Below are 23225 nucleotides of genomic sequence, written 5' to 3' on the forward strand. Positions count from 1 at the left end.
GCTAGGTGAGCGGGGCCTGCGGCCCGCCCGGCCGGTCCATGCGCGCGTCGAGCACCCGCGCGACGAACCCGCCGACCTCCTCGTCCGACAGCCTCCGGTAGCCCTCTGCGGTCACCACCGCCACGACCGGGTAGATCCGGCGCGTCACGTCGGGCCCGCCGGTGGCGCTGTCGTCGTCCGCCGCGTCGTAGAGCGCCTGGACCGTGCAGGTGACCGCCTCGTCGGCGGTGAGCCCGTCGCGGAAGAGCTTCTTCAGCGCGCCGCGGGCGAACAGCGACCCCGAGCCGACCGAGTGGTAGCGGTGCTCCTCGTAGCGGCCACCGGTGACGTCGTAGCTGAAGATGCGGCCGAGCCCGGACTCGAGGTCGTAGCCGGCGAGCATCGGGACCACGGCGAGCCCCTGCATGGCCAGGGCGAGGTTGCCGCGGATCATGGTCGCCAGCCGGTTGGCCTTGCCGTCGAGCGAGAGGGTCGTGCCCTCGAGCTTCTCGTAGTGCTCGAGCTCGACCTGGAACAGGCGGACCATCTCCACGGCCAGCCCGGCGGCACCGGCGATGCCCACCGCGGAGTACTCGTCCGCGTGGAACACCTTCTCGATGTCGCGCTGCGCGATGAGGTTGCCCATCGTCGCCCGCCGGTCGCCGGCCATGACCACGCCGTCGTCGAAGGTCACGGCGACGATCGTCGTGCCGTGGGGCGCCTCGGACGAGACGGGGACGGCGGGCGGGGTCCGCCGTCCCGGCAGCAGCTCAGGGGCGTACGAGCCCAGGAAGTCGGTGAAGGAGGAGCTGCCGGGGGTGAGGAAGGCAGCGGGCAGCCGGCCGACGCCGGCCGTCGCGATCGGGTCCGCCATCGGGGCTACTGCCCGCCCTTCTGCACGAACCCGCGCACGAAGTCCTCGGCGTTGGACTCCACGACCTCGTCGATCTCGTCGAGGATCGCGTCGATGTCGTCGTCGAGCTTGGCCTTGCGCTCAGCGACCGAGGCGGCCGAGTCGGCCGTCTCCTCGACCTGCTCGTCCTCGTCGCTGCGCCGGGTCTCGCGGCGCTGGCCGCCCGTGTCCCGAGTGCTCATGGACCCTCCCGAGTTGCGTCCTTGCCCTGATCCTAGGCAGGTCGTCCGACAAGGCCTGCCCAAAGGCACGGGCGTTCACCCGCAGAGGAACCGCCCCGGTGGGGGCGTCATCCGCCGGTGAGGGCCGCGACGAGCTCCTCGGCCGTCTCGCAGCGCTCGAGCAGCGCCCCGACGTGCGCACGCGTCCCGCGCAGCGGCTCCAGGGTCGGCACCCGTTGCAGGGAGTCGTGGCCGGGCAGGTCGAAGACGACCGAGTCCCAGGACGCCGCCGCGACCGCCTCGGGGTACTTCGCGATGCAGCGCCCGCGGAAGTACGCGCGGGTGTCGGCGGGCGGCTCGGCGACGGCCCGCTCGACCTCGCCCTCGTCCAGCAGCCGCTCGAAGCGGCCCTTGCCGACGAGCACGTTGTAGAGCCCGCGCTCGGGGCGGACGTCGGCGTACTGCAGGTCCACCGCCTCCAGCCGCGGCGAGGCCCAGGCCAGGCCGTCGCGCGAGCGGTACCCCTCGAGCAGGGTCAGCTTGGCGACCCAGTCGAGCTCGCGCGAGAGCGACATGGGGTCGGCCTCGAGCCGGGTGAGCACCGACTCCCAGCGCTCGAGCACCTCGCGCGTGTCGTCGTCGACGTCGGAGCCGTAGCGGTCCTCGACGAACTTGCGCGCCTGCTCGGCGTAGTCCATCTGCAGCTGGACGGCGGTGAGCTTGCGGCCCGAGCGCAGCGTGATCAGATGGCGCAACGAGGGGTCGTGGGAGACCTCGTGCAGCTCGTTGACGGGACGCGCGACGGCGAGGTCCGACCCCTCGAGGTAGCCCGCCTCGATCATCGCGAGCACCACGGACGTCGTGCCGACCTTGAGGAACGTGGAGATCTCGGAGAGGTTCGCGTCGCCGATGATCACGTGCAGCCGGCGGTACTTGTCCGCGACGGCGTGCGGCTCGTCGCGGGTGTTGATGATCGGCCGCTTGAGCGTGGTCTCGAGGCCGACCTCGACCTCGAAGTAGTCGGCGCGCTGGCTGACCTGGAAGCCGCTGCCCCGGCCGTCCTGGCCGATGCCCACCCGGCCGGCCCCGCAGACCACCTGGCGCGAGACGAAGAACGGCGTCAGGTGCCGCACGATCTCGGAGAACGGCGTCGAGCGCGGCATCAGGTAGTTCTCGTGGGCGCCGTAGGACGCGCCCTTGTTGTCGGTGTTGTTCTTGTAGAGCGTCACCGGCTGCGTCCCGGGCACCGTGGCCGCCAGCCGGGCGGCGGCGGCGACGACCCGCTCGCCGGCCTTGTCCCACAGCACCGCGTCGCGCGGCCCCGTCACCTCGGGCGCGGAGTACTCCGGGTGCGCGTGGTCCACGTAGAACCGGGCGCCGTTCGGCAGTATGAGGTTGGCCAGCCCCGAGTCCTCGTCGGTCAGCTGGGAGGCGTCGGCGGCCTCGCGGGAGAGGTCGAACCCGCGCGCGTCGCGCAGCGGGCTCTCCTCCTCGAAGTCCCAACGCGCACGCCGCGCCCTCGCTCCAGCGGCGAGGTACGCGGCGTAGGCATTGACGATCTGGGACGACGTGAGCGTGGCGTTGGCGGTCGGATGACCCGGCACGCTGATGCCGTACTCGGTCTCGGTCCCCATGACGCGGCGGGCGGTCATGGGACCGAGCCTAGGCGCCCGTGCGCTCCTTCGACGGGCCCAGCTCCTTCTCGGCCGCCAGCGTGGCCGGGTCCAGCGCCTCCTCCTCGGGCAGCGGGCGCTTGATGCTCGCGACCACGGCGGTGGTGAGGACGACCGCGATGACGCCCAGCGAGAGCCAGATCGGCATGTGCCAGATGTCGGTGATGAGCATCTTGACGCCGATGAAGCCGAGGATGACCGCGAGCCCCATGCCCAGGTAGTGGAACTTGCCCATCATCCCGGAGAGCAGGAAGTAGAGGGCGCGCAGGCCCAGGATGGCGAAGGCGTTCGAGGTGTAGACGATGAACGTCTCGTCGCTGATCGCGAGGACCGCCGGGATCGAGTCGACCGCGAAGACGAGGTCCGCAGCCTCCACCGCCACGAGCACCGCGAGCAGCGGGGTGGCCATGCGGATGCCGTTCTTGCGGGTCCAGAACTTCTGGCCGTCGTACTCGTCGCTGACCGGCGTCAGCTTGCGCAGCATCCGGACGGCGAAGCTCTTGCCCGGGTCGGCGTCGGGCTCGCCGCCGTCGCGCGCCATCTTGATCGCGGTGTAGATGAGGAAGGCGCCGAAGACGTAGAGCAGCCAGTGGAAGGTGTCGAGCAGCTGAACGCCGACGCCGAGCAGGACCGCGCGCATCACGAGGGCGCCGAGGACACCGAAGAAGAGCACCCGGTGCTGGTACTGCGCCGGCACCTTGAAGTAGGCGAAGATCAGCGCGAAGACGAACAGGTTGTCGACCGACAGGCTCTTCTCGAGCAGGTACGCCGCGGTGTACTCACCGGCGGCGGTCGCGCCGAACGAGGCCCAGACGACCAGGGCGAAGCCGAGGCCGAGCGACACCCACAGAATGCTCCAGCGCGCGGCCTCCTTGAACTCGATGACGTGCGCCTTGCGGTGGGCCAGCAGGTCGATGGCGAGCATCGCCACCACGAAGAGCCCGAATGCGGCCCACGCCCAGGTGGGGACGTCCACGCGATCCTCCAGTTAGTCGGGTACGGCGTCTCCACCTATGTTCGCCAGCGCGGAGCGCGCAGCAACGGGTCCGATCATGACGAGCCTGCGCATCTTCTCTTCGCGGAGTACGCAAGCAGGCGCTAGGCTGCACGTACCACGCAGCGTGCGATCGCTCGGCTTGCGCGAACCGGAAGGGGCGGCACGGTGACGGACTCCTCCTCGTCCACGGACGGGGCCGGCGCGACCGAGCTCGCCGCCGCCCTGGCGGCCGCGGGTGACGACGCTTCGCTGCGGGTGGGGCTGCTCGGCGACTTCCTGCCCCTCCTCGTGACCGCCGCCCGCGAGGCCCGGCGCCCCACCCCGGCCGAGATCGAGCCGTTCCGCGGCCTGGGCGCGCGGGCGGCCGAGGAGGGCGCTCCGCTGCGCGACCTGGTCGACCTCTACCTCTCGGCGGCCTGGCGGGTGTGGCCGCTCCTCCCTCCGCTGCGCAGCGCCGTCGAGGCGGGCAACGCGGGTGCGGTGCAGGGGGTCGCGCTCGGTGTGCTCCGTGCGTCCGACGACGTCGTGCAGGCGGTCGCGCTCGGCTACGACGAGGCGAGGCGGCAGGCAGCCCGCAGGGAGGAGGCGCTGCGCCGCGAGCTCGTGGACGACCTGCTCGGCGGCAGCGGGGACCCGACGGCCCTGTCCGAGCGCATCGAGGTGCTGGGGCTGCGGCTCGTCGCCCCGCACCGGGTGCTCGTCGTCCGCGGCGAGGGCCCGCTGGTCGACGGCGGGCGGGTGGCGAGGCTGGCCGAGACTGCGCTCCGGTTGCGCCTCGGCACCACCGACCTGCTGGTCACGAGCAAGGACGGGCTGCTCGCGTGCGTGGTGCCGGGCGTCGACGCGGCCTCGCCGGCCGACGTGCTCCTCGAGCGGCTCCGCACCGCGGAGCCGACGACGCCCTGGCGTGTCGTCGCCACCCGTCCGCGCGCCGGCGTGGCGGGCGTACGCGACGGCTGGCAGGAGGCGCTGGAGACGCTCGACGTCGCGGACCGGCTGCAGCTTCCCCCCGGCCTGGTGCAGACCGACGACCTGCTCGCCCACCGGGCGCTGCTGCGCGACCGGGAGGCGCTCGCCGACCTGGTCGAGCATGTCCTCTCCCCGCTGCGGGCGGCCCGCGGCGGGGCCGCGCCGCTCGTGGCCACGCTGCTGGCGCTGTCGGACGCGGGCGGCAACCAGGCGGAGGCCGCCCGGCTGCTGCACCTGTCCACCCGCGCGCTGCTCTACCGGCTCGAGCGGATCGAGGCGCTCACCGCGTACTCGCTGGACGACCCGGTACAGCGCTACGCGTTGCAGACAGCGGCCGTCGGGGCGCGGCTCCTCGGCTGGGCGGGGTGACGCGGTCCGGAGTCACGCAACCTTCCCGGCGTGCCAGGCGTCTAGCAGATCGTGATCGACGCTTCTGACCGCGCCGGGGCGGGGGACGCCGCGCAGGAGCCCGCAGGCGGGCGTACGTCCCGGCGGCACTGGCTGGTGCTGGCCGGCGTCGCCGTGGTGTCGGCCACGGGGGTGCCGCTGGTGCTGGCGACGCGCGGCGACGCCGACATGGCACCTGTCCGCTCAGCGCCCGGGCCTCCCCCGAGCGAGCCCGCGGCCGTGCTGCCGCTCGGCTTCCGCACCTCGGGCCTGGGCAGCGTGCCGGGCGCTGTGGAGGGACCGTCGATCGGCCCGGCGGCGTGGGAGGACCCGAAGCCGCACGACGCGGCCGGAGTGCGCCTGGTCCGCGTCCACGGCACCCTGCAGGAGCACCCGACGGCCCAGGCGAGCTACGGCCAGGCCAACCTCGTCGCGCACTCCCGGACGGGGGACGTGCGATTCCTGCATCGCGCGACTGCCCAGGCCGAGCGCCTGCTCGTGCGCGCCCAGCTCTCCGACGGCGCGTTGTTCTTCCCTTTCGCCTACGACTTCCCGCTGCACGGGGGCAAGGTCGAGGAGACCATGCGCGCTCCCTGGTACAGCGCGATGGCGCAGGGGATGGCGCTCGGGCTCTTCACCCGGCTGCACCGGGCCACCGGGGAGGCGCGCTGGCGCGAGGCGGCCGACGCGACGTTCGCGAGCTTCCTCGTGCCGCCGTCGGACTCCTCCCCCTGGGTGGTGCACACCCACGAGGGCTATCTGTGGCTGGCGGAGTACCCGCTCCCGGGCGGCACGAGCGACCTCACGTTCAATGGGCACAACTTCGCGGCGTTCGGCGTCGACTCGTACGCGCGGCTGAGCGGCAGCGCCGAGGCGAAGCGCATCCTCGACGGCGCCCTGACCACGACCCTCGCGGTGGCGCCACGGCTCGCCCGGCGCGGCCTGCCGTCGAGCTACGGGCTGCTCTATCCCGAGATCGGCACGGCGAAGTACCACGGGGTCAACGCCGGGCAGCTCGACCTGCTCAGCCAGATCACGGGCGACCTGCGGTTCGGCGCGAACGCCTGGGGGCTGCGCGAGCACGCCGAAGGACGCGCCTGAGGACCAGCGGGCCGCGCAGGCCTGCGCGGCAGCGTCCGGGCCCCCTCCGATCATCGGGGGGCCCGGACGGAAGCCGGAAATGCTGGTCAGGAGATGGCCGGGGGCCTGGCGCAGAAGCAGCCCGCCCACGTGGGCCCGGCGTGCAGCAGCCGATGAGCACCACCGGAGAGGTACATCACGATCTGCTTGCCCGCGACCATGGTGCCGTGCCCCGTCACGCCCAGCGGCGCAGCTGCGTGAGCACGAGCGAGGCCACGGCGCCCGGCGCCTCCCGGTGCGGGAAGTGGCCTACCCCGTCGAGGACGACGCGCTCGTAGTCGTCGAACCAGTCCTCCAGGCCCTCCGACGACTCGGGCGGGTCGCACGCGTCCGCCACGCCCTGGACCATGAGCGTGGGCACGGCGATGCGCCCGCTGCCGGAGACGGCTCCTCGGACGTCGTCGTACCTCGGGTCGCGGGGCTCATCGGCCAGGAAGCGCGTCCGGTACGCGTTCAGCGTCACCGCGGCGAAGTCCGGGTTGGCGAAGGCGGTCGCCGTCGCCGCGAACTCCGCCTCGTCCCACCACCCGGGCGGGCTCCAGGTGCTCCACTGCTCGCGCGCGAAGCCGACGGGGTCGCCCCGGACGGCCTGCGCGCCCGCCTCGACGTACATCAGCCACTGGTACCAGAACGGCCGGGCCAGCTCGAACGACGGCATCTCGAACCGCCCGCCCGGCTGGTAGGCGAGGGCGAGCGCCGCGGCCGACCGCACCCGCGCCGGTGCGACGGCACAGAGCTGGTAGGCGACGCGCGCGCCCCAGTCGTGGCCGACGACCGCGAACCGGTCGACGTCGAGCGCGTCCATCAGGTCGAGCGCGTCCTGGACCAGCGCCGCGGCGGTGCCGTCGCGCAGCGTGGAGGAAGACCTGAAGCACGTTTCGCCGAAGCCGCGCAGCTCCGGCACGACGGCCCGGAAGCCTGCGCCGACGAGCTCGGGGACGAGCGAGCGCCAGCCGCGGACCGAGTCCGGCCACCCGTGCAAGAGCAGCACGGCGGGGCCGTCCGGCGGCCCGTGGTCCGCGTACGCGATCGAGAGCGCGTCGGTCAGCAACAGCGGCACGCGCCCGACCCTCTCAGACGCCCGTTGAGGCGTCCGGCGCAAGGACTCCCAGCAGACGCGCCACCTCGGCCGCGACGGCGGCCCGGCCCGGCCCGAGGTACTTGCGCGGGTCGACGAGCGCCGGGTTCGCGTCGAGCGCCGCGCGGACGGCGGCGGTCATCGCCTTGTTCAGGTGGGTCGCGATGTTGACCTTGACCATGCCGTGGCGGACGGCCGAGGCCAGGCCCGCGTCGGGCACGCCACTGGACCCGTGCAGCACGAGCGGCACGCCGGCCCGGGCGGCGAGCTCGGCGATGAGCGCGTCGTCGAGCACGGCGTCCCGCGTCAGCATCGCGTGCGAGCTGCCCACCGCGACGGCCAGCGCGTCGACCCCCGTCACCGCCACGAACTCGGCCGCCTCGCCAGGCTCCGTCCGCACGCCCGGGGCGTGCGCGCCGTCCTTGCCGCCGACCTCGCCGAGCTCCGCCTCCACCCACACGCCCTGCTCGTGGCACTCGCGGGTGAGCTCGGCGGTGACCCCGACGTTCTGCGCGTGCGGCAGGACCGACGCGTCGACCATGACCGAGGGGATGCCGAGCTCGACGGCCTGCCGAACGAGCTCGGGGCGGGTGGCGTGGTCGAGGTGGACGACGACGTCGGCGTCGCAGTCCTCGGCGATCTGTAGCGCCGCGCGCGCAAGGGGGGCCAGCGATCCGTGGTAGTCGGCGGTGTTCTCCGACAGCTGGAGGATGACGGGCAGCCCGGCCCGTTCCGCACCGTCGACGATGGCTTCGGCGTGCTCGAGGGCGATGACGTTGAACGCGCCGATCGCGCGGCCGGCGGCGCGGGCGTCCTCGACCAGCCGGGCCATGGGTACGAGCGTCACAGTTCCTCCACCGGCACGAGCGGCCGCCACCGGTCGGCGGCCGCGACGTCGACCTCGCCCGCGACCGGGCGCAGGACCGCCGCCGCCGAGACGGCGACGACGTCCGCCGCGAGCGGCCGCAGCTCGAGCGCGGCAGCCGACCCGGCTGCCGCGAGCGCCCGCGCGACGGCGGCGCATGCGGCGTCCCCCGCACCGGTCGGGTTGCCCGCGAGCGTCTCCACGGGGCGGGCGTGCACCGCGCGCCGCCGGGTCGCCACGACCACGCCCTGCTCGCCCAGCGTCGCCACGACGGCGGCCGGGCCGGAGGGGCGGGCGACGACCTCGCGGACCGCGTCCGCGGCCTCGGCGGCGCTCTGCGGACGGGCGCCTGCCAGCACCTCCAGCTCGTCGAGGTTGGGCATCAGCACGCAGCCCTCGACGCGGGCCGCCTCGACGAGCGCGGCGCCGTCGAGGTCGAGGACCACCGGGACCCCGCGGGCGGCCCCTGCCCGCGCGATCCGGGCGGGAAGGGCGGCGTCGACGCCGGGCGGGAGGCTGCCGCTGACGGTCACCGCGCGCGCGGCAGCCAGGCGTGCCGCGACGGCGTCCACGAGCCGGTCCGCGGCGCGCCCAGGGTCGTGTGCCGCCCGCCCCGGCTCCCACAGCGAGGTGACGACCCCGTCCTCGCCGGAGACCACGAGCGTGCGGCGCACGTCGGGCAGCTCGTCGAGGAAGTCGGCCTCGACGCCCTCGGCCCGCAGCTCCTCCACGAGGCGCGCCCCGTCCGGCCCGCCGCCGAGCCCGGTCGCCACCACGGGCTCGCCCAGCTGCCGCAGCACCCGGGCCACGTTGACGCCCTTGCCGCCGGCGCGTACGAGCACCTCCCGGACGCGGTGCACGCGTCCCGGGGCGAGGGCGGGCAGCCGGTAGGTCACGTCGAGCGCGGGGTTGGCGGTGACGGTGAGGATCACGCCGCCTCCAGGGCCGCCATGGCCGCCCCCAGCACGCCCGCCCGCGGGCCGAGCTCCGCGGCGACCACCGGGGGCACGCTCACGCACGGGGAGGCGGCGGCGAGCCCCGCGCGGACCGGCTCCAGCCACGCCTCGCCGGTGGCCGCCAGCTCGCCGGCGAGGACGACCCGGGCCGGGGCCAGCAGGGCGCAGGCCGTGAGCAGTGCCTCCGCGAGCGCGGCTGCCGCGCCGCGCCACACCTCGTTCGCGACCGGGTCTGCGCCGAGCCGCGCGCGCAGCTCGGTGGCCCGGGCGACCGGCGTGAGGCTGCGCGCGTTGTACGCGTCGACGATGGCCCGGGTGGAGGCGAGCACGTCCAGGCAGCCGCGCAGGCCGCATGCGCACACCGGGCCCTCGCGGCGTACGCCCAGGTGGCCGAGGCGCCCGGCCTGGCCGGAGCGTCCCCGGACCAGCGCGCCATCAGCGATCACGGCGGCGGCGATCTCGGCGTCGAGCAGCACGACGAGCACGTCGTCGGACCCGCGGCCCGCTCCGTGGCGCCACTCGGCCAGGCCGGCCGCCGTCGCCTCGTCGGTGACGACGACGGGGACGGCGAGCGCCGCGGCGACGGCGCGAGTGTCGACGGCCGCGGCGGCGGCGAGGCCCAGCCGGCGGACCGGGACGCCCGGGGGCGCGGAGCCGGCGAGCCGGCGGCAGAGGCCGACGACCGCGTCCGCGGTCGGGTCACCGCCCGTCGAGGCGGACGACGACGGGCTCGTCACGGTCGTGCCGGCCGACGGCGTGGTGGTGGAGGCGCGGGCCAGGCAGGCGAGCCGCTCGTCGAGGATCTCCGCGTCGATGCGGCTGCTGCCGACATCGACGGCGAGCACCGCGACCCCGGCGGCGCGCTCAGACTGACCGGCGCCCTCGGGGTCTCCGGTTCGCTCGGGGTTCCCGGGGCGGGCGGACAGCGACGGAGCGCTCATCGCGACCTCCCAGGGCGCGCACAGCAAGCATTCGTGAGCGGTTCGGCGGCAGACTACTCAGGAACGCGCACGCGGCTCAAGAGCCCCCGGACGTGGCGCGCCGACTGGGCGCGAGCGCCCGCGCCACGACGCAGGGCGCGGCAGGCTGGGCGCCCACGCGGACCGGAGGGAGCGACGAGGTGAACCAGTCCGAGCGGCTCAACGACCTGCTCGAGCTCGTGACGCAGCGCGGCTGGGTCGGCGTCGAGGAGGCCAGCCGGGCCCTCGCCGTCTCGACCGCGACGATCCGCCGCGACTTCGACCACCTGGCCCGCCAGCAGCTCATCCACCGTGCCCGCGGCGGCGCGTCCCCGGTCGTGGGCTACGAGCTGCCGTTGAGCTACAAGGCGACCCGCCACGCCACCGAGAAGCAGCGCATCGCGGCGGCGGCGTCCGCTCTCGTGCAGCCCGGGCAGGTCGTCGGGATCAACGGTGGCACCACCGCGGCCGAGGTCAGCCGCGCGCTCGCGTCCCGGCCGGACATCGCGCAGCGGGACGGCTCGCCGCGGCTGACGGTCGTGACGAACGCGGTGAACATCGCGGCCGAGCTGACGGTGCGGCCGTACATCAAGCTCGTCATGACGGGAGGCATCGCCCGCCCGCAGTCCTACGAGCTGACCGGGCCGCTCGCGCGGCAGACGCTGACCCGGCTGCGGCTCGACGTCGCCTTCCTCGGCGCGGACGGCGTGGACGTCGCAGGGGGGATCACCGCCCAGCACGAGGGCGAGGCGGAGGTGAACGGCCTGCTCGCGGCCCGTGCGCGCTCGGTCGTCGTCGTGGCCGACTCCAGCAAGCTCGGGCGGTCGGCGTTCGCGCTGATCTGCCGCCTTTCGGCGGTCAACGTGCTCGTGACGGACGCGGGAGCACCCGAGCATGCGGTGCGCGCGGTCGAAGAGGCTGGAGTACGCGTCGAACGGGTCTGATGGCCCGCTCGTTTGCGCAGTGGTGCAGCTTTCTGCCCAGATATTGACATCACTGTGCATGCGGTGTTTTGGTGGCGGCCTCCCCTGGGCCTCCGCCGCAGCTCGCGCAGGCCGTCGACGTGCCCGGGGCAGTTGCTCGGAGCTACTTATCCGCCGCCGTCCACCGAGCCTCGACGCCGGTGCGGACGGCCGACTCCGAAGGAGTTGCCCGCGTGACCGCTCCCCCGCTCCCCCGTCCGTCCCGGACCGTCCGCCCGCTCCGGCGCCCCCGTCGCAGAGCGCGGGCGGGCCTGCTCGCCGTGGCCCTCGCCGTCGGCGGGACGACCCTCCCGCTCGGGGCGTCGACCGCGTCGGCCGCCCTCAAGACCGGCTACTCCGCCTCCGGCTCGACGCTCACGGTCAACGTCTGGGCGGACCGGGCCGCCGACTCCCGCGGCTACAGCGTCGAGATCGACCGGGCCACTCTCCGTCTCACGACGAAGCGGCTGGGCAAGGTCGTCCTGCAGTCCGCCGACGCCGCGTCCGCGGCCACCGCCGCGCCGTCGTTCGACTTCCGACCGACCGGCTCGAGCGGTTGGGTGAGCGCCACCTCGGTCCGCTCCGCGTCCTGGGACGGGCGCGCGCTCTCCGTCGTGGCGAACACCAGCAACCCGGTCTACTCCCTGCTGCTCACGCTGACGCCGGCGCAGGACCGGTACGCGCTGACGGCGGCCGTGCAGGGCACCGGGGCCACGCAGCTCGCCGCGCACTACGACATGAACGCGTCGGGCCACTGGTACGGCCACGGCGAGGCGTCGACACCGAACAACGGCCCCTACACCGACCAGCCCTGGCCGCTCGACAGCGGCACCGTCCTCGACGAGGCGTTCGGGCCGGCGGCGTACGAGATGACCGAGCCGTTCTGGTTCACGTCGAAGGCCTCGGGGCTGTTCATCGACACGACGTCCACGATGACGGTCTCGCTGGGCGAGGCCAAGGACAACGTCGCCGGCTTCGCCGTGACGGACGGGCAGCCGCTGCGGCAGACCGTCTTCGTCGAGGAGACGCCCAAGCAGGTCTACGCGGACTACCAGGAGATCGCGGGCACGCCGCAGAAGAGCGACGCGCCGGACTACCAGTACCAGTCCACGGTCTGGAACTCCTGGGCGCAGTTCTACACCAACGTCACCCAGGCCGGGTTCCTCGACTGGGCCCGGCAGCTGCACGCGACCGGCATCCCCGCGCACACGTTCAGCCTCGACGACGGGTGGATGAGCAAGTACGGCGACTTCACGTTCAACGCGAAGTTCCCCGACCCCAAAGCCATGGTCGACGAGGTCCACGCCATGGGCTACAACTTCGGGCTCTGGGTGACCCTCTGGCTGAACAACGACTCGCAGAACTACCAGGTCGCCCGCGCCAACGGCTGGCTGCTCAAGTCCGCGTCGGACCCGAGCCAGCCCTGCGCGGTGCGTTGGTGGAACGGGAATGCCGGAATCGTCGATCTTGCCAACCCGGCCGCTCGCGCGTGGTACGAGAGCCAGCTCGACGGCCTCATGAGCAGCCTCGGCGTCAACGGCTTCAAGTTCGACACCCGCTTCTTCGACCTCGGGTGCGCGCCCTACACCAGCGACCTCGGTATGGAGGACTACCAGGCGCTCGGCGCCGAGCTCGCGGACAAGTACGACCTGCAGGGCATGGGCATCCGCGTGCACTGGACCGGCAACCAGTCCCGCGGGTTCGTGACGCGCGAGATCGACAAGGGCACCGGGTGGGACAGCCTGCAGGCCGGCATGCACCAGCTGCTCGCCCTCTCGACCGTCGGGCACCCGTTCGTCACCAGCGACATGATCGGCGGCTCGCTCGGCCAGGCACCGCCGACCAAGCAGGTGCTGGTGCGCTGGGCGCAGGCCGCCGCCCTGACCCCGCTGATGTACTCCTCCACGGCCCCGACCGGGGTCACCGACTGGACCACCGGGCGGCAGGTGGCGTACGACGCGGAGACGGTGCAGCTCTACAAGGCCGCGGTGGAGCGCCACGGCGACCTGTCCGACTACATCCTCGCCCAGGTGCGGCGGGCGGTCGGGACCGGAGAGCCGATCATGAAGCCGCTGTTCTGGGAGTTCCCGGAGGAGCAGGCCACCTACACCCTCGACGACCAGTGGCTGCTCGGCGACTCGCTGCTGGCCGCGCCCGTGCTTGAGCAGGCCACGTCACGCGACGTCTACCTGCCCGAGGGTCGGTGGTACGACCCGTACACCGGGCAGACGCTGCGCGGCGAACGGTGGGTACGCGACTACCCGGCGCCGCTGTCGGTCACGCCGATGTTCGTGCGAGAGCGGGTCGCCGAGACCCAGCAGCTGAAGGACGCGTTGTCCGGGCTGCGGCAGGGAGCGGAGCGCAGGTAGCGGCCGGCCGGGAGCGGCTCCGCCCGGGCCGCTCCCGGCCGCGCGTCCGATAAGCCGCAGCCGATCCCGTTGGAGCGGGTCAGCCCGGAGTGCGGAACGGGCGGAAGAACTCACGGAGCTCCTCGACGTAGAGCTCGGGCTCCTCGAACGGCGCGAAGTGCCCGCCGCGCGCGGGCTCGGTGATCCGGACGGCGTTCGCGGTGCGCTCGAGCCACGCCCGCGGGGGGCGCACGATGTCGCCGGGGAAGAGCGAGAAGCCCGACGGCACCTCCACCCGGCGGGCGAGCTGCGCGGGCGGGATGGCGGAGTTCGCGGAGTACATCCGCATCGCGGACCCGATCGTCCCGGTGAGCCAGTAGATCGTGATGTTGGTGAGGATCTCGTCCTTGGTGAAGCTGCGCTCGACGTCGCCGCCGCAGTCGCTCCACGCGCGCATCTTCTCCACGATCCAGGCGGCCAGCCCGGCCGGGGAGTCGGTGAGCCCGACAGCGGCGGTCTGCGGCTTGGTGCGGTGCATGGCGGCGTACGCGCCCTCGGCCCCTCCCCAGGCCGCCGCCTCCTGCAGCCAGGCGCGCTCCTCGGGGGCGAGCTCGGCCGGGTCGCCGGGGTGCAGCGGGAGGCCGGCGTCCGTGCGGTGCACGGCCACGACGCGGTCCGGGTGGTCGAGCGCGAGGTAGCGGCTGACGTGGCTGCCGATGTCCCCGCCCGCAGCGCCGAAGCGCGGGTAGCCGAGCGCGGTCATCAGCTCGGCCCAGAGGCCGGCCACGGCCACGGAGTCCAGAGGCGCTCCGCCGGGCCGGTCGGAGTAGCCGTAGCCCGGCATGTCCGGCACGACCACGTCGAACGCGTCGGCCGGGTCCCCACCGTGTGCGGCGGGGTCGGTGAGCAGCGGGACCACCTTGCTGTAGCGCCAGAACGAGTCCGGCCAGCCGTGGGTCAGGACGAGCGGCAGCGCCGAGCCGCGCGGGGCGACGGCCCGGGCGTGCACGACGTGGATGCCGAGGGACCCGCCCGGGCCGGCGAGCCGCACCCGGAAGCGCGGCAGCCGGGCCAGCGCCGCTTCCTGCGCCGGCCAGTCGAACTCCTCGGCCCAGTACGTCACGAGCTCGCGCAGGTAGCCCACGTCCGCGCCGAGGGACCAGCCGGCACCCTCGGGAGCGTCGGGCCAGCGCGTCGCCCGCAGCCGGGCGCGCAGATCCGCGAGCGCGGCGGGGTCGGCACGCGGGGCGAACGGCTCGGGGCGGGGCGCGGCGTCCGGCATGGGCGCAACCTACCGATCGACCTACCGATCGACCTACTGATCGACGTTGAGCAGGCTCTCGATCGTCGAGCAGACGGAGGGCCAGGCGCCCGACGCGGGGTCGACGAGGCCGAAGTGCTCGATCCCCGGAAGGACCGTGAGCCGGGCGTCGCCCCCGTCCGCGCGCGCCGCGCGCTCGTACGCCCGGGACAGCCCGACGGGGACCTGCACGTCGTCCTCGCCGTGCAGCAGCGCTATCGGCACGGCGGGCGGTGTCAGGCTCGAGGGGTCGGCGGCCGCGTAGCGGTCCGGCTCCTCCACCGGCTCGCCGCCGAGCAGGGCCTGGGTGGCCCCGTCGCCGAGCTGCAGGGCAGCGGCCAGCCGGAGGTCGAGCACGCCGGCCAGCGAGACCACGCCCCGAACCGGCAGCGGGGCGTCCGTGAACCAGGGCGAGCCGGCCGGCAGGTTGGGGCGGGAGGCGTACCACGCCGCCAGGTGGCCCCCGGCCGAGTGACCGAGCAGCAGCACGCGCGCCGGGTCGACGGCGGCGCCCAGCTCGGCGGCCGCGAGCGCGGGGACCGCGTCGACCGCACGGGCCACGTCGTCGAAGGTGCCCGGCCACCCGCCGCCGGGCTGTCCGACGCGGCGGTACTCCGGCGTGGCCACGGCGAACCCGTGCCCGGCCAGCGCAGCGGCCAGCGGGCCGACGCCGGCGGAGACCCGGTCGTACCCCGAGCGCCAGAAGCCGCCGTGCAGGACGATGACGAGCGGAGCACCGGCGTCGGTCAGGAGGCCGCCGTCCGGCCGGCGCGGCGCCCGGAGGTCGACGACGCCGTCCTCGCCCGGGGCGTACCGCAGGACGGTGTCCGGCGGTGCCGCGGCCCGGGTGAGGACGGCGCGCGGGTCGGGCCTGGTCAGAGGTACTGGCCCGTGTTGGCGACCGTGTCGATCGAGCGGCCCGCCTCCGTGCCCTGCTTGCCCTGGATGAGCGTGCGGATGTAGACGATCCGCTCGCCCTTCTTGCCCGAGATCCGGGCCCAGTCGTCGGGGTTGGTGGTGTTGGGCAGGTCCTCGTTCTCCTTGAACTCGTCCACACAGGCCGCGAGCAGGTGCTGCACCCGCAGGCCGCGCTGGCCGAGGTCGAGCAGGTCCTTGATCGCCATCTTCTTCGCCCGGTCGACGATGTTCTGCAGCATCGCGCCCGAGTTGAAGTCCTTGAAGTAGAGGACTTCCTTGTCACCGTTGGCGTAGGTCACCTCGAGGAAGCGGTTCTCCTCGACCTCGGAGTACATCCGCTCGACGACGCGCTGGATCATCCCCTGCACCGTCGCCTCGCGGTTGCCCCCGTGCTCGGCCAGGTCGTCGGCGTGGAGCGGCAGGTCCGCGGTGATGTACTTGGAGAAGATGTCACGCGCCGACTCCGCGTCGGGGCGCTCGATCTTGATCTTCACGTCCAGTCGGCCCGGGCGCAGGATCGCCGGGTCGATCATGTCCTCGCGGTTGGACGCGCCGATGACGATGACGTTCTCGAGCCCCTCGACGCCGTCGATCTCGCTCAGCATCTGCGGGACGATGGTGTTCTCCACGTCGCTGCTGACACCTGAACCACGAGTCCTGAACAGCGAGTCCATCTCGTCGAAGAACACGATGACCGGGACGCCCTCGCTGGCCTTCTCACGAGCACGCTGGAAGACGAGCCGGATGTGGCGCTCGGTCTCGCCGACGTACTTGTTGAGCAGCTCCGGGCCCTTGATGTTGAGGAAGAAGCTCTTGCCCTGCGGACGGCCGGTGACCTCGGCGACCTTCTTGGCCAGCGAGTTGGCGACCGCCTTGGCGATGAGCGTCTTGCCGCACCCGGGCGGGCCGTAGAGCAGGATCCCCTTCGGGGGCCGCAGCTTGTGCTCGGCGAACAGGTCCGCGTGGAGGTAGGGCAGCTCGACCGCGTCGCGGATCTGCTCGATCTGGCTGCGCAGGCCGCCGATCGCGGAGTACTCGATGTCCGGGACCTCCTCGAGGACGAGCTCCTCGACCTCGGACTTGGGGACCCGCTCGTAGGCGTAGGCCGAGCGCGGCTCGACGAGCAGGGAGTCGCCCGCCCGCAGCGCCATGTCGCGCAGCGGGTCGGCCAGCCGCACCACGCGCTCCTCGTCGGTATGCCCGACGACGAGCGCCCGCTCCCCGTCGGACAGCAGCTCCTTGAGCATCACGATCTCGCCGACGCGCTCGAAGCCGAGCGCGCCCACGACGTTCATCGCCTCGTTGAGCAACAGCTCCTGCCCGCGCTGCAGGCTGCCCACCTCGACCGCCGGGCTGACGCTCACCCGGAGCTTGCGCCCGCCCGTGAACACGTCGACGGTGCCGTCCTCCTGTGCGGAGAGGAAGACGCCGAAGCCGGCCGGCGGCTGCGCCAGCCGGTCGACCTCTTCCTTCAGCGCGAGGATCTGCTCACGGGCGTCGCGCAGCGTCGCGACGAGGCGCTCGTTCTGGCCGCTGAGCGCCGCGAGGGTCGCCTGGGCCTCGGCCAGCCGCTCCTCGAGGGCGGAGCTGTGCCGAGGGGAGTCGGCAAGCCTGCGTCGCAACATGACGACCTCCTCCTCGAGCGCGTGCAGACGCGCCCGTGCGTCGTCAAAGCCCGCACCAGCGTTGTAGTCACGGGGCTCACGCCCCCCGCCGAGAGGATTCGACACGCAAATCACCTCCAAGGCCGCCGGGACTCGGTCCGATCGACCCTACCCTCGCAGGCGCCACATCGCCTGCGCCGACGCCGTGTCCGAGTCGTAACGGTGCCGACGCCCTCCTTCCCCCGAACGGGTCAGGCCAACGCGTCCCCACGGCATGTCACGCGCCGTGTCACGCGGCATCTCACGCCGGGTCGTGCGAGGCGTCTTCCCCGCCGCTGGCGGCCCCGTCGGCCGCGGTCGGTGCAGGGACCTCCGCCGGCTCCGGGTAGGCGCCCTTCGACGGGCGGCGGCGGCGCACCGGAGGCGTCACGCCGTCGGCGAGCCGCCGCGTCGTGAGCAGGAAGCCGGTGTGGCCGACCATCCGGTGGTTGGGGCGCACGGCCAGGCCTTCGAGGTGCCATCCGCGCACCATCGACTCCCAGCCCGTGGGCTCGGTGAAGGTGCCGTGCTCGCGCACCGCCTCGGCCAGCCGCGACAGCTGGGTCGTGGTGGCGACGTAGCAGCAGAGGACCCCGCCGGGGATGAGCGCCTTCGACACCGCGGCGAGGCACTCCCAGGGCGCCAGCATGTCGAGCACGACGCGGTCGACCGGCTCGCCGCCGAGCAGCCGCTCCTGGGCGCCCTCGACCTCCTCGACGAGGTCGCCGACGACGAGGTCCCAGGCGGGGTGGGGCCGGCCGAGGAACGACTCGACGTTGGCCCGCGCCACATCGGCGAAATCGGCCCGGCGCTCGAAGGAGACCAGCCGGCCGGTCGGCCCGACGGCGCGCAGCAGCGAGAGCGAGAGCGCGCCGGACCCGGCGCCGGCCTCGATCACCCGTGCCCCCGGGAAGATGTCGGCCATCTGGACGATCTGGCCGGCGTCCTTGGGATAGACGACCGTGGCGCCGCGCGGCATCGAGAGCACGAAGTCGCTGAGCAGCGGCCGCAGCACGAGGTAGTCGATGCCGCCGGTGTTGCGCACGACCCAACCCTCCGGCTTGCCGAAGAGCTCCTCGTGGGCGAACGACCCGCGGTGGGTGTGGAACTCCTTGCCCGGGGTGAGCGTGATGGTGTGGTGCCGGCCCTTGGGGTCGGTCAGCTGCACCCGGTCGCCGGGGCGGAACGGCCCCCGGCGGTCCTCGTCGGCGCCCGCGGGCACGGGTCGAGCGTCGGGCTCGGCGGGCTGCGACGGCTCGGCGGGCTGCAGGGGCTCTGCGGGCGAGGTCACGCGGGCCCTCCGAGGGCGCGGCGCACGTCACGGGCGGCCAGCACGCCGCTGACCTGCCCGTCCGGCGTGAGTACGAGGTATTCGGGCGCTGGGGCGTTGTGCAGGGCCGACAGGAGGTCCTCCCCGGTCAGATCGGAACGGATGGCGGAACCGGCGGCGAGCCGGTGGGAGGCGTCGGCGGCCGTGGTCCACGGCCGACGGGCGTCGGGTACGGCGGACAGCCGCTGCTCGTCGGCGACCGCGACGGGGCGGCCGTCGGCGGCGACGACGACGAGGGCGCGCGCGCCCGCCTCGGCGGCCCGGCGCATCGCCTCGGACACCGGTGTGGCGCCGAGGACCGCGACGGCGGGCTGGACGAGCGCGCCCGCGCTGAGCCGCGGCACGCGCTCGGACAGCTGGGCAGCCTCGAGGGCGGCGGACGCGGCCAGCCAGAGCGGGAGCGCGAGGGCCAGCCCGAGCAGGACGGGAAGGGGCTCGGCGACGCCGTCCGCAGCGACGTCGAGCGCCACGGGCACGACGAGGGCGAGGACCGCCACGGCCCGGCCGCCCCACGCGCCGGCGCGTGCGCCCGTCGGCCTGCGCCCGGTGGCCTTCCAGACGGCGGCGGTCAGCACGCGCCCGCCGTCGAGCGGCAGGCCGGGCAGCAGGTTGACCAGGCCGACGAGCAGGTTGGCGACGGCCACCTGGACGAGCAGGGCGCGCAGCAGCGTGCCGTCGGCCGCAGCCTGCCCGACCGCGAGCCCGACGGCGCCGAGCAGCAGCGAGAGAGCCGGGCCGGCGGCCGCGACCGCCGCCTCGCGGCCGGGCACGGGCGCGGAGGCTCCGAGGTGCGACCCGCCGCCGAGCAGGCTGAGCTCGACCCGGTGCACCGGGAGCCCGAACGCGCGGGCGACGACGACGTGGCCCAGCTCGTGCACGAGGACCGACGCGTAGAGCAGGACGGTGAAGGCCGCGGACGCGGCGTACGCCCAACCGCCCAGCCCGGGCACGGCGTCGGCCAGCACGGGGCCGAACACCCACGTGATGACGAGCGCCACGACCAGCCACGACGGGCGCACGACCACCGGCACACCGCCCACCCGGGCGAGCACGATCCCGCCCGACGTCCTCACCCCCGCATCGTAGGGGGCGGCGAGCGGGCGCCCAGGGCCGCGCGCGGCCGGACGGCTCGTCGTGCGCCGGCTGTCGGTGCCGGCGCCTAGTGTCGTCGGCATGGCCGGCACGACGACGCTCCTGGTGCCCGGGCAGGCGCTCGCCGGGGGAAGCACCGCGAGCCCCGGCCCGGAGCCCACCTCTGCGCTCGCGGGAGCGGCGGTCGGCTCGCTCTCGCCGTCGCGGGCCGGGGACTTCCTGACGTGCGCGCTGCTCTACCGGTTCCGGGTCGTCGACCGGCTGCCCGAGCCGCCGAGCGCCGCTGCCGCCCGGGGCAGCCTCGTCCACGCCGTCCTCGAGCGGCTCTTCGACCTGCCCGCCGGCGAGCGGACGCCCGCGGCCGCCGACGCCCTGCTCGCCCCCGAGTGGGAGCGGCTGCGGGCCGAGGAGCCGGAGCTGGAGACGCTGTTCGACGGGCCCGAGGAGCTCGGGCGGTGGCTCGCCTCGGCCCGCCCGCTCCTCGACCGCTACTTCCGGCTGGAGGACCCGCAGCGGCTCGAGCCGGCCGAGCGCGAGCTGCTGGTCGAGACCACGCTCGAGGGCGGCCTCGTGCTGCGTGGCTACCTCGACCGGCTGGACGTCGCGCCCTCCGGCGCCATGCGCGTCGTGGACTACAAGACCGGGCGCGCGCCCGGCCGCGGGTTCGAGGCCGCGGCGCTGTTCCAGCTGCGGTTCTACGCCCTCGTTCTCTGGCGCCTGCGCGGCGAGGTTCCGCGGCTGCTGCAGCTGCTCTACCTCGGCAGCGGGGAGGCGCTGCGCTACGAGCCGGACGAGGCCGACCTGCGCGCCACAGAGCGCAAGGTGCTCGCGGTGTGGGACGCGATCCGACTGGCGACGCAGACCGGCGACTTCCGGCCGAGCCCGGGGCGCATGTGCGGGTTCTGCGCGCACCACGCGATCTGCCCCGCGCGCGGCGGGACCCCGCCGCGCTACCCCGGGCCACGGACGTCGAGCGTGGCCGGCTGAGCCGCCTCGGGCGCCGTCGTCGAGTGCGGCCGGCTGGCCCCGTCGGGCTTGCGTCCTCCTTGAGGAGGAGGACGCGTTCGGCCGGACGCACGACGCAGGTCGTTGCAGGGGCACCTACCGTCTGACAGGTGGGAGCAACCTGGGCGCGGGCCCGTGCGTGGATGGGGCAGCACCCGACGGTGCCGGACGGTGCGGTGGCGGTCTGCCTGGCCGTGCTCGCCCTGCTGGTGCTGAAGGCGGAGCCGGCGACGGAGAACCTGCGCGAGCCGTTGCGCGACCCCGACGCCCTCGCCGTGGCCCTGACCCTCGCCTACACGCTGCCGCTGGTCCTGCGGCGGCGGCACCCGCTGGCCCTCCTCCCGCTGGTCGTACCCGCCGTCCTCGCGTCGGTCCTGGGCTACCCGCCGAGCACGGCGGTGCTGTCCGGGCTCCTGCTCGTCTACACCGCCGCCCTGCAGTGCCCGCGACGTCAGTCGTTCGGCGCGTTCGGCGTGGTCGTCGTCGCCTACCTCGTGGCGACCGCCTTCGACGCCTACGACGACGCGTGGGCCGGGACGGTCGCGGGCGGCGCGATGTTCTTCGGCGCGTGGGCCTTCGGCCGCGCCATCCGCTACCGCCGGGCCTACACCGCCGAGCTCGAGGCCCGGGCCCAGCGGCTCGAGGCCGAGCGGGAGGCCGCGGTGCGGGCCACGCTGTCCGAGGAGCGCGCTCGGATCGCCCGGGAGATGCACGACGTCGTCGCACACTCGATCTCGGTCATGACCGTCCAGGCCTCGGCCGCGCGTCGGATGGCCGACCGTGACATCGTGCGGAGCAAGGAGGCCATGGCCGCTGTCGAGGACACCGGCCGGGCCGCGCTCATGGAGATGCGGAGGATCCTCGGCGTGCTGCGCGATGTCGAACGCCCCGACGACGCGCTCGCCCCGCAGCCGGGCACGTGCGACCTGCCGGACCTGGTGGGCAAGGTGCGCGAGGCCGGGCTCGGCGTCGAGCTGCAGGTCGAGGGCGGCCCGCGCCCGCTGCCCGCCGGCGTCGAGCTGGCGGTCTACCGGATCGTGCAGGAGGCGTTGACCAACACCCTCAAGCACGCCGGCCCCGCGCAGGCGCAGGTCCGGCTCTGCTACCGGCCCGCGGCGGTCGAGGTGGAGGTACGCGACTCCGGGCGCGGCGCGGCGGTGTTCCCGGGTGCGAGCGGGGGCGCCGCTCTCCGACCCGGCCACGGCCTCGTCGGGATGCGCGAGCGCGTCTCGCTCTACGGCGGCTCGCTGCAGGCCGGGCCCGGCTCCGGTGGCGGCTACGTCGTGAACGCCCGCATCCCGGTGGAGCAGGTGCGCGCATGACCCGGCTGCTCCTGGTCGACGACCAGCCGCTCCTGCGCACGGGCTTCCGCATGATCCTCGAGGCCGAGGACGGGCTCGAGGTGGTCGCCGAGGCCGGCGACGGTGTCGAGGCCGTGGAGCGGGCGCGTACCCACTCCCCCGACGTCGTCCTCATGGACATCCGCATGCCGCGCATGGACGGGGTCGAGGCGACGCGGCGCATCGTCGGCGACCCGGGACTGACGGCGCGCGTGCTCGTGCTGACCACCTTCGACCTCGACGAGTACGTCGTGGAGGCGCTGCGCGCCGGCGCGAGCGGCTTCCTGCTCAAGGACGCGCCGGCCGACGACCTCATCGCCGCCATCCATGTCGTCGCGGCCGGAGAGGCTATCGTCGCGCCGCGCGTGACCCGGAGGCTGCTGGACCGTTTCGCCGACCGGCTCCCGGCGGCCGGCGAGGCGGCGCTCCCGGAGGCGCTGGGGACGCTCACCGAGCGCGAGGTCGAGGTCCTGCGGCTGGTCGCCCGCGGCATGTCCAACGCCGAGATCGCCGGCGAGCTCTTCGTCTCCGAGACGACGGTCAAGACCCACGTCGGGCACGTCCTGACCAAGCTGAACCTACGAGACCGGGTTCAGGCATGCGTGTTCGCCTACGAGAGCGGGCTGGTGCGCCCGGGCGTGGGGTGAGGCGACCGCCCCCGCCGACCCCGCTTCCCGCCTGCTGACCCCTCCTCCCTCCCGCGGTCACGGGCGGGAAGTGCGGCCAGCGGGCGGGACGTGCGGCCGAGCGATCGCGAGGCTGTGGGAACGCCGGCGGCAGCGGGGGCAGCCGCGCTCGACCGGGGGCGGTGACCCGAAGCTCGAACTGCAAACTGCTGTTCGTCTCCGGGAGGAATGAGCTCGTCGCCCACCGGCACGGCGCGGGATCTCCGCCCCGGGTGCCCGCGCTGCCGGCCTCGGGAGGAGACGGCCCGCCCGCGGCCCCGATCGGGCGACCTTCCGCCGCGGGGTCCCCGCGCTGAACGCCCCCTGGTGGAGGCCCCTTAGGGGACGTCCCCCCACAGGCGTGATCGCTCCGCCGCAGGGATGACCCGGAGTCCGCCCGCCAGGACGACGCGGCGCTGACCCTGCCGTCAATAGCGTCTGAGCCGTCAGGAAGACGACTTCTGGGGAGTGCTCATGACCGCAGTTCTCAACGCGACCGCAGCGGCGGCGCGGACGGTGGGTCTGTCGAAGGTGTACGGCGCGGG

The 23225-nt window shown here is 74.2% G+C and carries 21 protein-coding genes; 7 read left to right on the forward strand and 14 right to left on the reverse strand.

Going from position 1 to position 23225, the window contains the following annotated elements:
• Position 1: 1 nt before the first annotated feature.
• The 4 genes from prcB to G9H71_RS11285 all read right to left on the reverse strand — a co-directional run bounded on the left by prcB (position 2) and on the right by G9H71_RS11285 (position 3702).
• Positions 2–853, reverse strand: a complete 852-nt coding sequence (gene prcB, locus G9H71_RS11270) for a proteasome subunit beta (protein ID WP_166281784.1) — start codon at positions 851–853, stop codon at positions 2–4.
• A 5-nt stretch (positions 854–858) separates the two neighbouring features.
• Complete coding sequence (locus tag G9H71_RS11275) at positions 859–1074, reverse strand: ubiquitin-like protein Pup (protein WP_166281786.1); 216 nt, start codon at positions 1072–1074, stop codon at positions 859–861.
• 107 nt (positions 1075–1181) lie between these two features.
• On the reverse strand, positions 1182–2705 hold the full coding sequence (dop, locus tag G9H71_RS11280) for a depupylase/deamidase Dop (RefSeq protein WP_166281788.1): 1524 nt from the start codon (positions 2703–2705) through the stop codon (positions 1182–1184).
• 10 nt (positions 2706–2715) lie between these two features.
• Positions 2716–3702, reverse strand: a complete 987-nt coding sequence (locus G9H71_RS11285) for a TerC family protein (protein WP_166281790.1) — start codon at positions 3700–3702, stop codon at positions 2716–2718.
• 186 nt (positions 3703–3888) lie between these two features.
• On the opposite strand from G9H71_RS11285, the gene G9H71_RS25070 reads away from it, so the two are divergent.
• Entirely contained in the window at positions 3889–5061 is a 1173-nt protein-coding gene (locus tag G9H71_RS25070; protein WP_196791976.1) for a PucR family transcriptional regulator, read from the forward strand.
• Between the two features lie 51 nt (positions 5062–5112).
• Entirely contained in the window at positions 5113–6180 is a 1068-nt protein-coding gene (locus G9H71_RS24510) for a D-glucuronyl C5-epimerase family protein (protein ID WP_166281792.1), read from the forward strand.
• Positions 6181–6266: 86 nt separating this feature from the next.
• Here G9H71_RS24510 and G9H71_RS24515 read toward each other — a convergent pair whose 3' ends face one another.
• The 5 genes from G9H71_RS24515 to G9H71_RS23110 are packed head-to-tail and all read right to left on the reverse strand — an operon-like array spanning position 6267 to position 10059.
• A complete protein-coding gene (locus tag G9H71_RS24515) occupies positions 6267–6398 on the reverse strand; it encodes a hypothetical protein (RefSeq protein WP_269204606.1) in 132 nt (43 codons plus the stop codon).
• Positions 6395–7279 carry an alpha/beta fold hydrolase gene (locus G9H71_RS11300; RefSeq protein WP_166281794.1) on the reverse strand — a complete coding sequence of 295 codons (885 nt, stop codon included), beginning with the start codon at positions 7277–7279 and terminating at the stop codon, positions 6395–6397. Before G9H71_RS11300 ends, G9H71_RS24515 begins: the two co-directional genes overlap by 4 nt.
• Positions 7280–7292: 13 nt before the next feature.
• Complete coding sequence (locus tag G9H71_RS11305) at positions 7293–8129, reverse strand: class II fructose-bisphosphate aldolase (protein WP_166281848.1); 837 nt, start codon at positions 8127–8129, stop codon at positions 7293–7295.
• An 11-nt stretch (positions 8130–8140) separates the two neighbouring features.
• On the reverse strand, positions 8141–9094 hold the full coding sequence (locus G9H71_RS11310) for a 1-phosphofructokinase family hexose kinase (RefSeq protein ID WP_331272912.1): 954 nt from the start codon (positions 9092–9094) through the stop codon (positions 8141–8143).
• Complete coding sequence (locus tag G9H71_RS23110) at positions 9091–10059, reverse strand: ROK family protein (protein ID WP_196791977.1); 969 nt, start codon at positions 10057–10059, stop codon at positions 9091–9093. Before G9H71_RS23110 ends, G9H71_RS11310 begins: the two co-directional genes overlap by 4 nt.
• Positions 10060–10151: 92 nt before the next feature.
• On the opposite strand from G9H71_RS23110, the gene G9H71_RS11315 reads away from it, so the two are divergent.
• Entirely contained in the window at positions 10152–11021 is an 870-nt protein-coding gene (locus G9H71_RS11315; protein WP_331272913.1) for a DeoR/GlpR family DNA-binding transcription regulator, read from the forward strand.
• Positions 11022–11233: 212 nt separating this feature from the next.
• Positions 11234–13408, forward strand: a complete 2175-nt coding sequence (locus tag G9H71_RS11320; RefSeq protein WP_331272914.1) for a TIM-barrel domain-containing protein — start codon at positions 11234–11236, stop codon at positions 13406–13408.
• 79 nt (positions 13409–13487) lie between these two features.
• Here the strand turns inward: G9H71_RS11320 and G9H71_RS11325 are convergent, their stop codons facing one another.
• From G9H71_RS11325 to G9H71_RS11345, 5 genes are all read right to left on the reverse strand, one after another.
• Positions 13488–14669, reverse strand: a complete 1182-nt coding sequence (locus G9H71_RS11325) for an epoxide hydrolase family protein (protein ID WP_166281798.1) — start codon at positions 14667–14669, stop codon at positions 13488–13490.
• A 33-nt stretch (positions 14670–14702) separates the two neighbouring features.
• Entirely contained in the window at positions 14703–15566 is an 864-nt protein-coding gene (locus G9H71_RS11330) for an alpha/beta hydrolase family protein (RefSeq protein ID WP_166281854.1), read from the reverse strand.
• Positions 15563–17257, reverse strand: coding sequence for a proteasome ATPase (arc, locus tag G9H71_RS11335; RefSeq protein WP_407939730.1), 1695 nt, complete (start codon positions 17255–17257; stop codon positions 15563–15565). Before arc ends, G9H71_RS11330 begins: the two co-directional genes overlap by 4 nt.
• A gap of 253 nt (positions 17258–17510) precedes the next feature.
• Entirely contained in the window at positions 17511–18518 is a 1008-nt protein-coding gene (locus G9H71_RS11340; protein WP_196791996.1) for a tRNA (adenine-N1)-methyltransferase, read from the reverse strand.
• Between the two features lie 17 nt (positions 18519–18535).
• Positions 18536–19651 carry a M50 family metallopeptidase gene (locus G9H71_RS11345; RefSeq protein ID WP_166281804.1) on the reverse strand — a complete coding sequence of 372 codons (1116 nt, stop codon included), beginning with the start codon at positions 19649–19651 and terminating at the stop codon, positions 18536–18538.
• 100 nt (positions 19652–19751) lie between these two features.
• On the opposite strand from G9H71_RS11345, the gene G9H71_RS11350 reads away from it, so the two are divergent.
• The 3 genes from G9H71_RS11350 (at position 19752) to G9H71_RS11360 (ending at position 22662) form a co-directional block, all read left to right on the forward strand.
• Complete coding sequence (locus G9H71_RS11350) at positions 19752–20657, forward strand: RecB family exonuclease (protein WP_166281806.1); 906 nt, start codon at positions 19752–19754, stop codon at positions 20655–20657.
• A 128-nt stretch (positions 20658–20785) separates the two neighbouring features.
• Positions 20786–21997, forward strand: a complete 1212-nt coding sequence (locus G9H71_RS25075) for a sensor histidine kinase (protein WP_331272915.1) — start codon at positions 20786–20788, stop codon at positions 21995–21997.
• On the forward strand, positions 21994–22662 hold the full coding sequence (locus G9H71_RS11360) for a response regulator (protein ID WP_166281808.1): 669 nt from the start codon (positions 21994–21996) through the stop codon (positions 22660–22662). The genes G9H71_RS25075 and G9H71_RS11360 overlap by 4 nt, the downstream gene beginning before the upstream one ends.
• The last annotated feature ends 563 nt before the right edge of the window (positions 22663–23225 follow it).

The sequence above is a fragment of the Motilibacter deserti genome (assembly GCF_011250635.1).
Classification (GTDB): Bacteria; Actinomycetota; Actinomycetes; order Motilibacterales; family Motilibacteraceae; genus Motilibacter_A; species Motilibacter_A deserti.

Bases quoted from the DNA above. Each gene is read 5' to 3' on its own strand.
- prcB (WP_166281784.1), bottom strand. From the start codon at position 853: ATGGCGGACCCGATCGCGACGGCCGGCGTCGGCCGGCTGCCCGCTGCC.
- G9H71_RS11275 (WP_166281786.1), bottom strand. From the start codon at position 1,074: ATGAGCACTCGGGACACGGGCGGCCAGCGCCGCGAGACCCGGCGCAGC.
- dop (WP_166281788.1), bottom strand. From the start codon at position 2,705: ATGACCGCCCGCCGCGTCATGGGGACCGAGACCGAGTACGGCATCAGC.
- G9H71_RS11305 (WP_166281848.1), bottom strand. From the start codon at position 8,129: ATGGCCCGGCTGGTCGAGGACGCCCGCGCCGCCGGCCGCGCGATCGGC.
- G9H71_RS23110 (WP_196791977.1), bottom strand. From the start codon at position 10,059: ATGAGCGCTCCGTCGCTGTCCGCCCGCCCCGGGAACCCCGAGCGAACC.
- G9H71_RS11325 (WP_166281798.1), bottom strand. From the start codon at position 14,669: ATGCCGGACGCCGCGCCCCGCCCCGAGCCGTTCGCCCCGCGTGCCGAC.
- G9H71_RS11350 (WP_166281806.1), top strand. From the start codon at position 19,752: ATGGCCGGCACGACGACGCTCCTGGTGCCCGGGCAGGCGCTCGCCGGG.
- G9H71_RS11360 (WP_166281808.1), top strand. From the start codon at position 21,994: ATGACCCGGCTGCTCCTGGTCGACGACCAGCCGCTCCTGCGCACGGGC.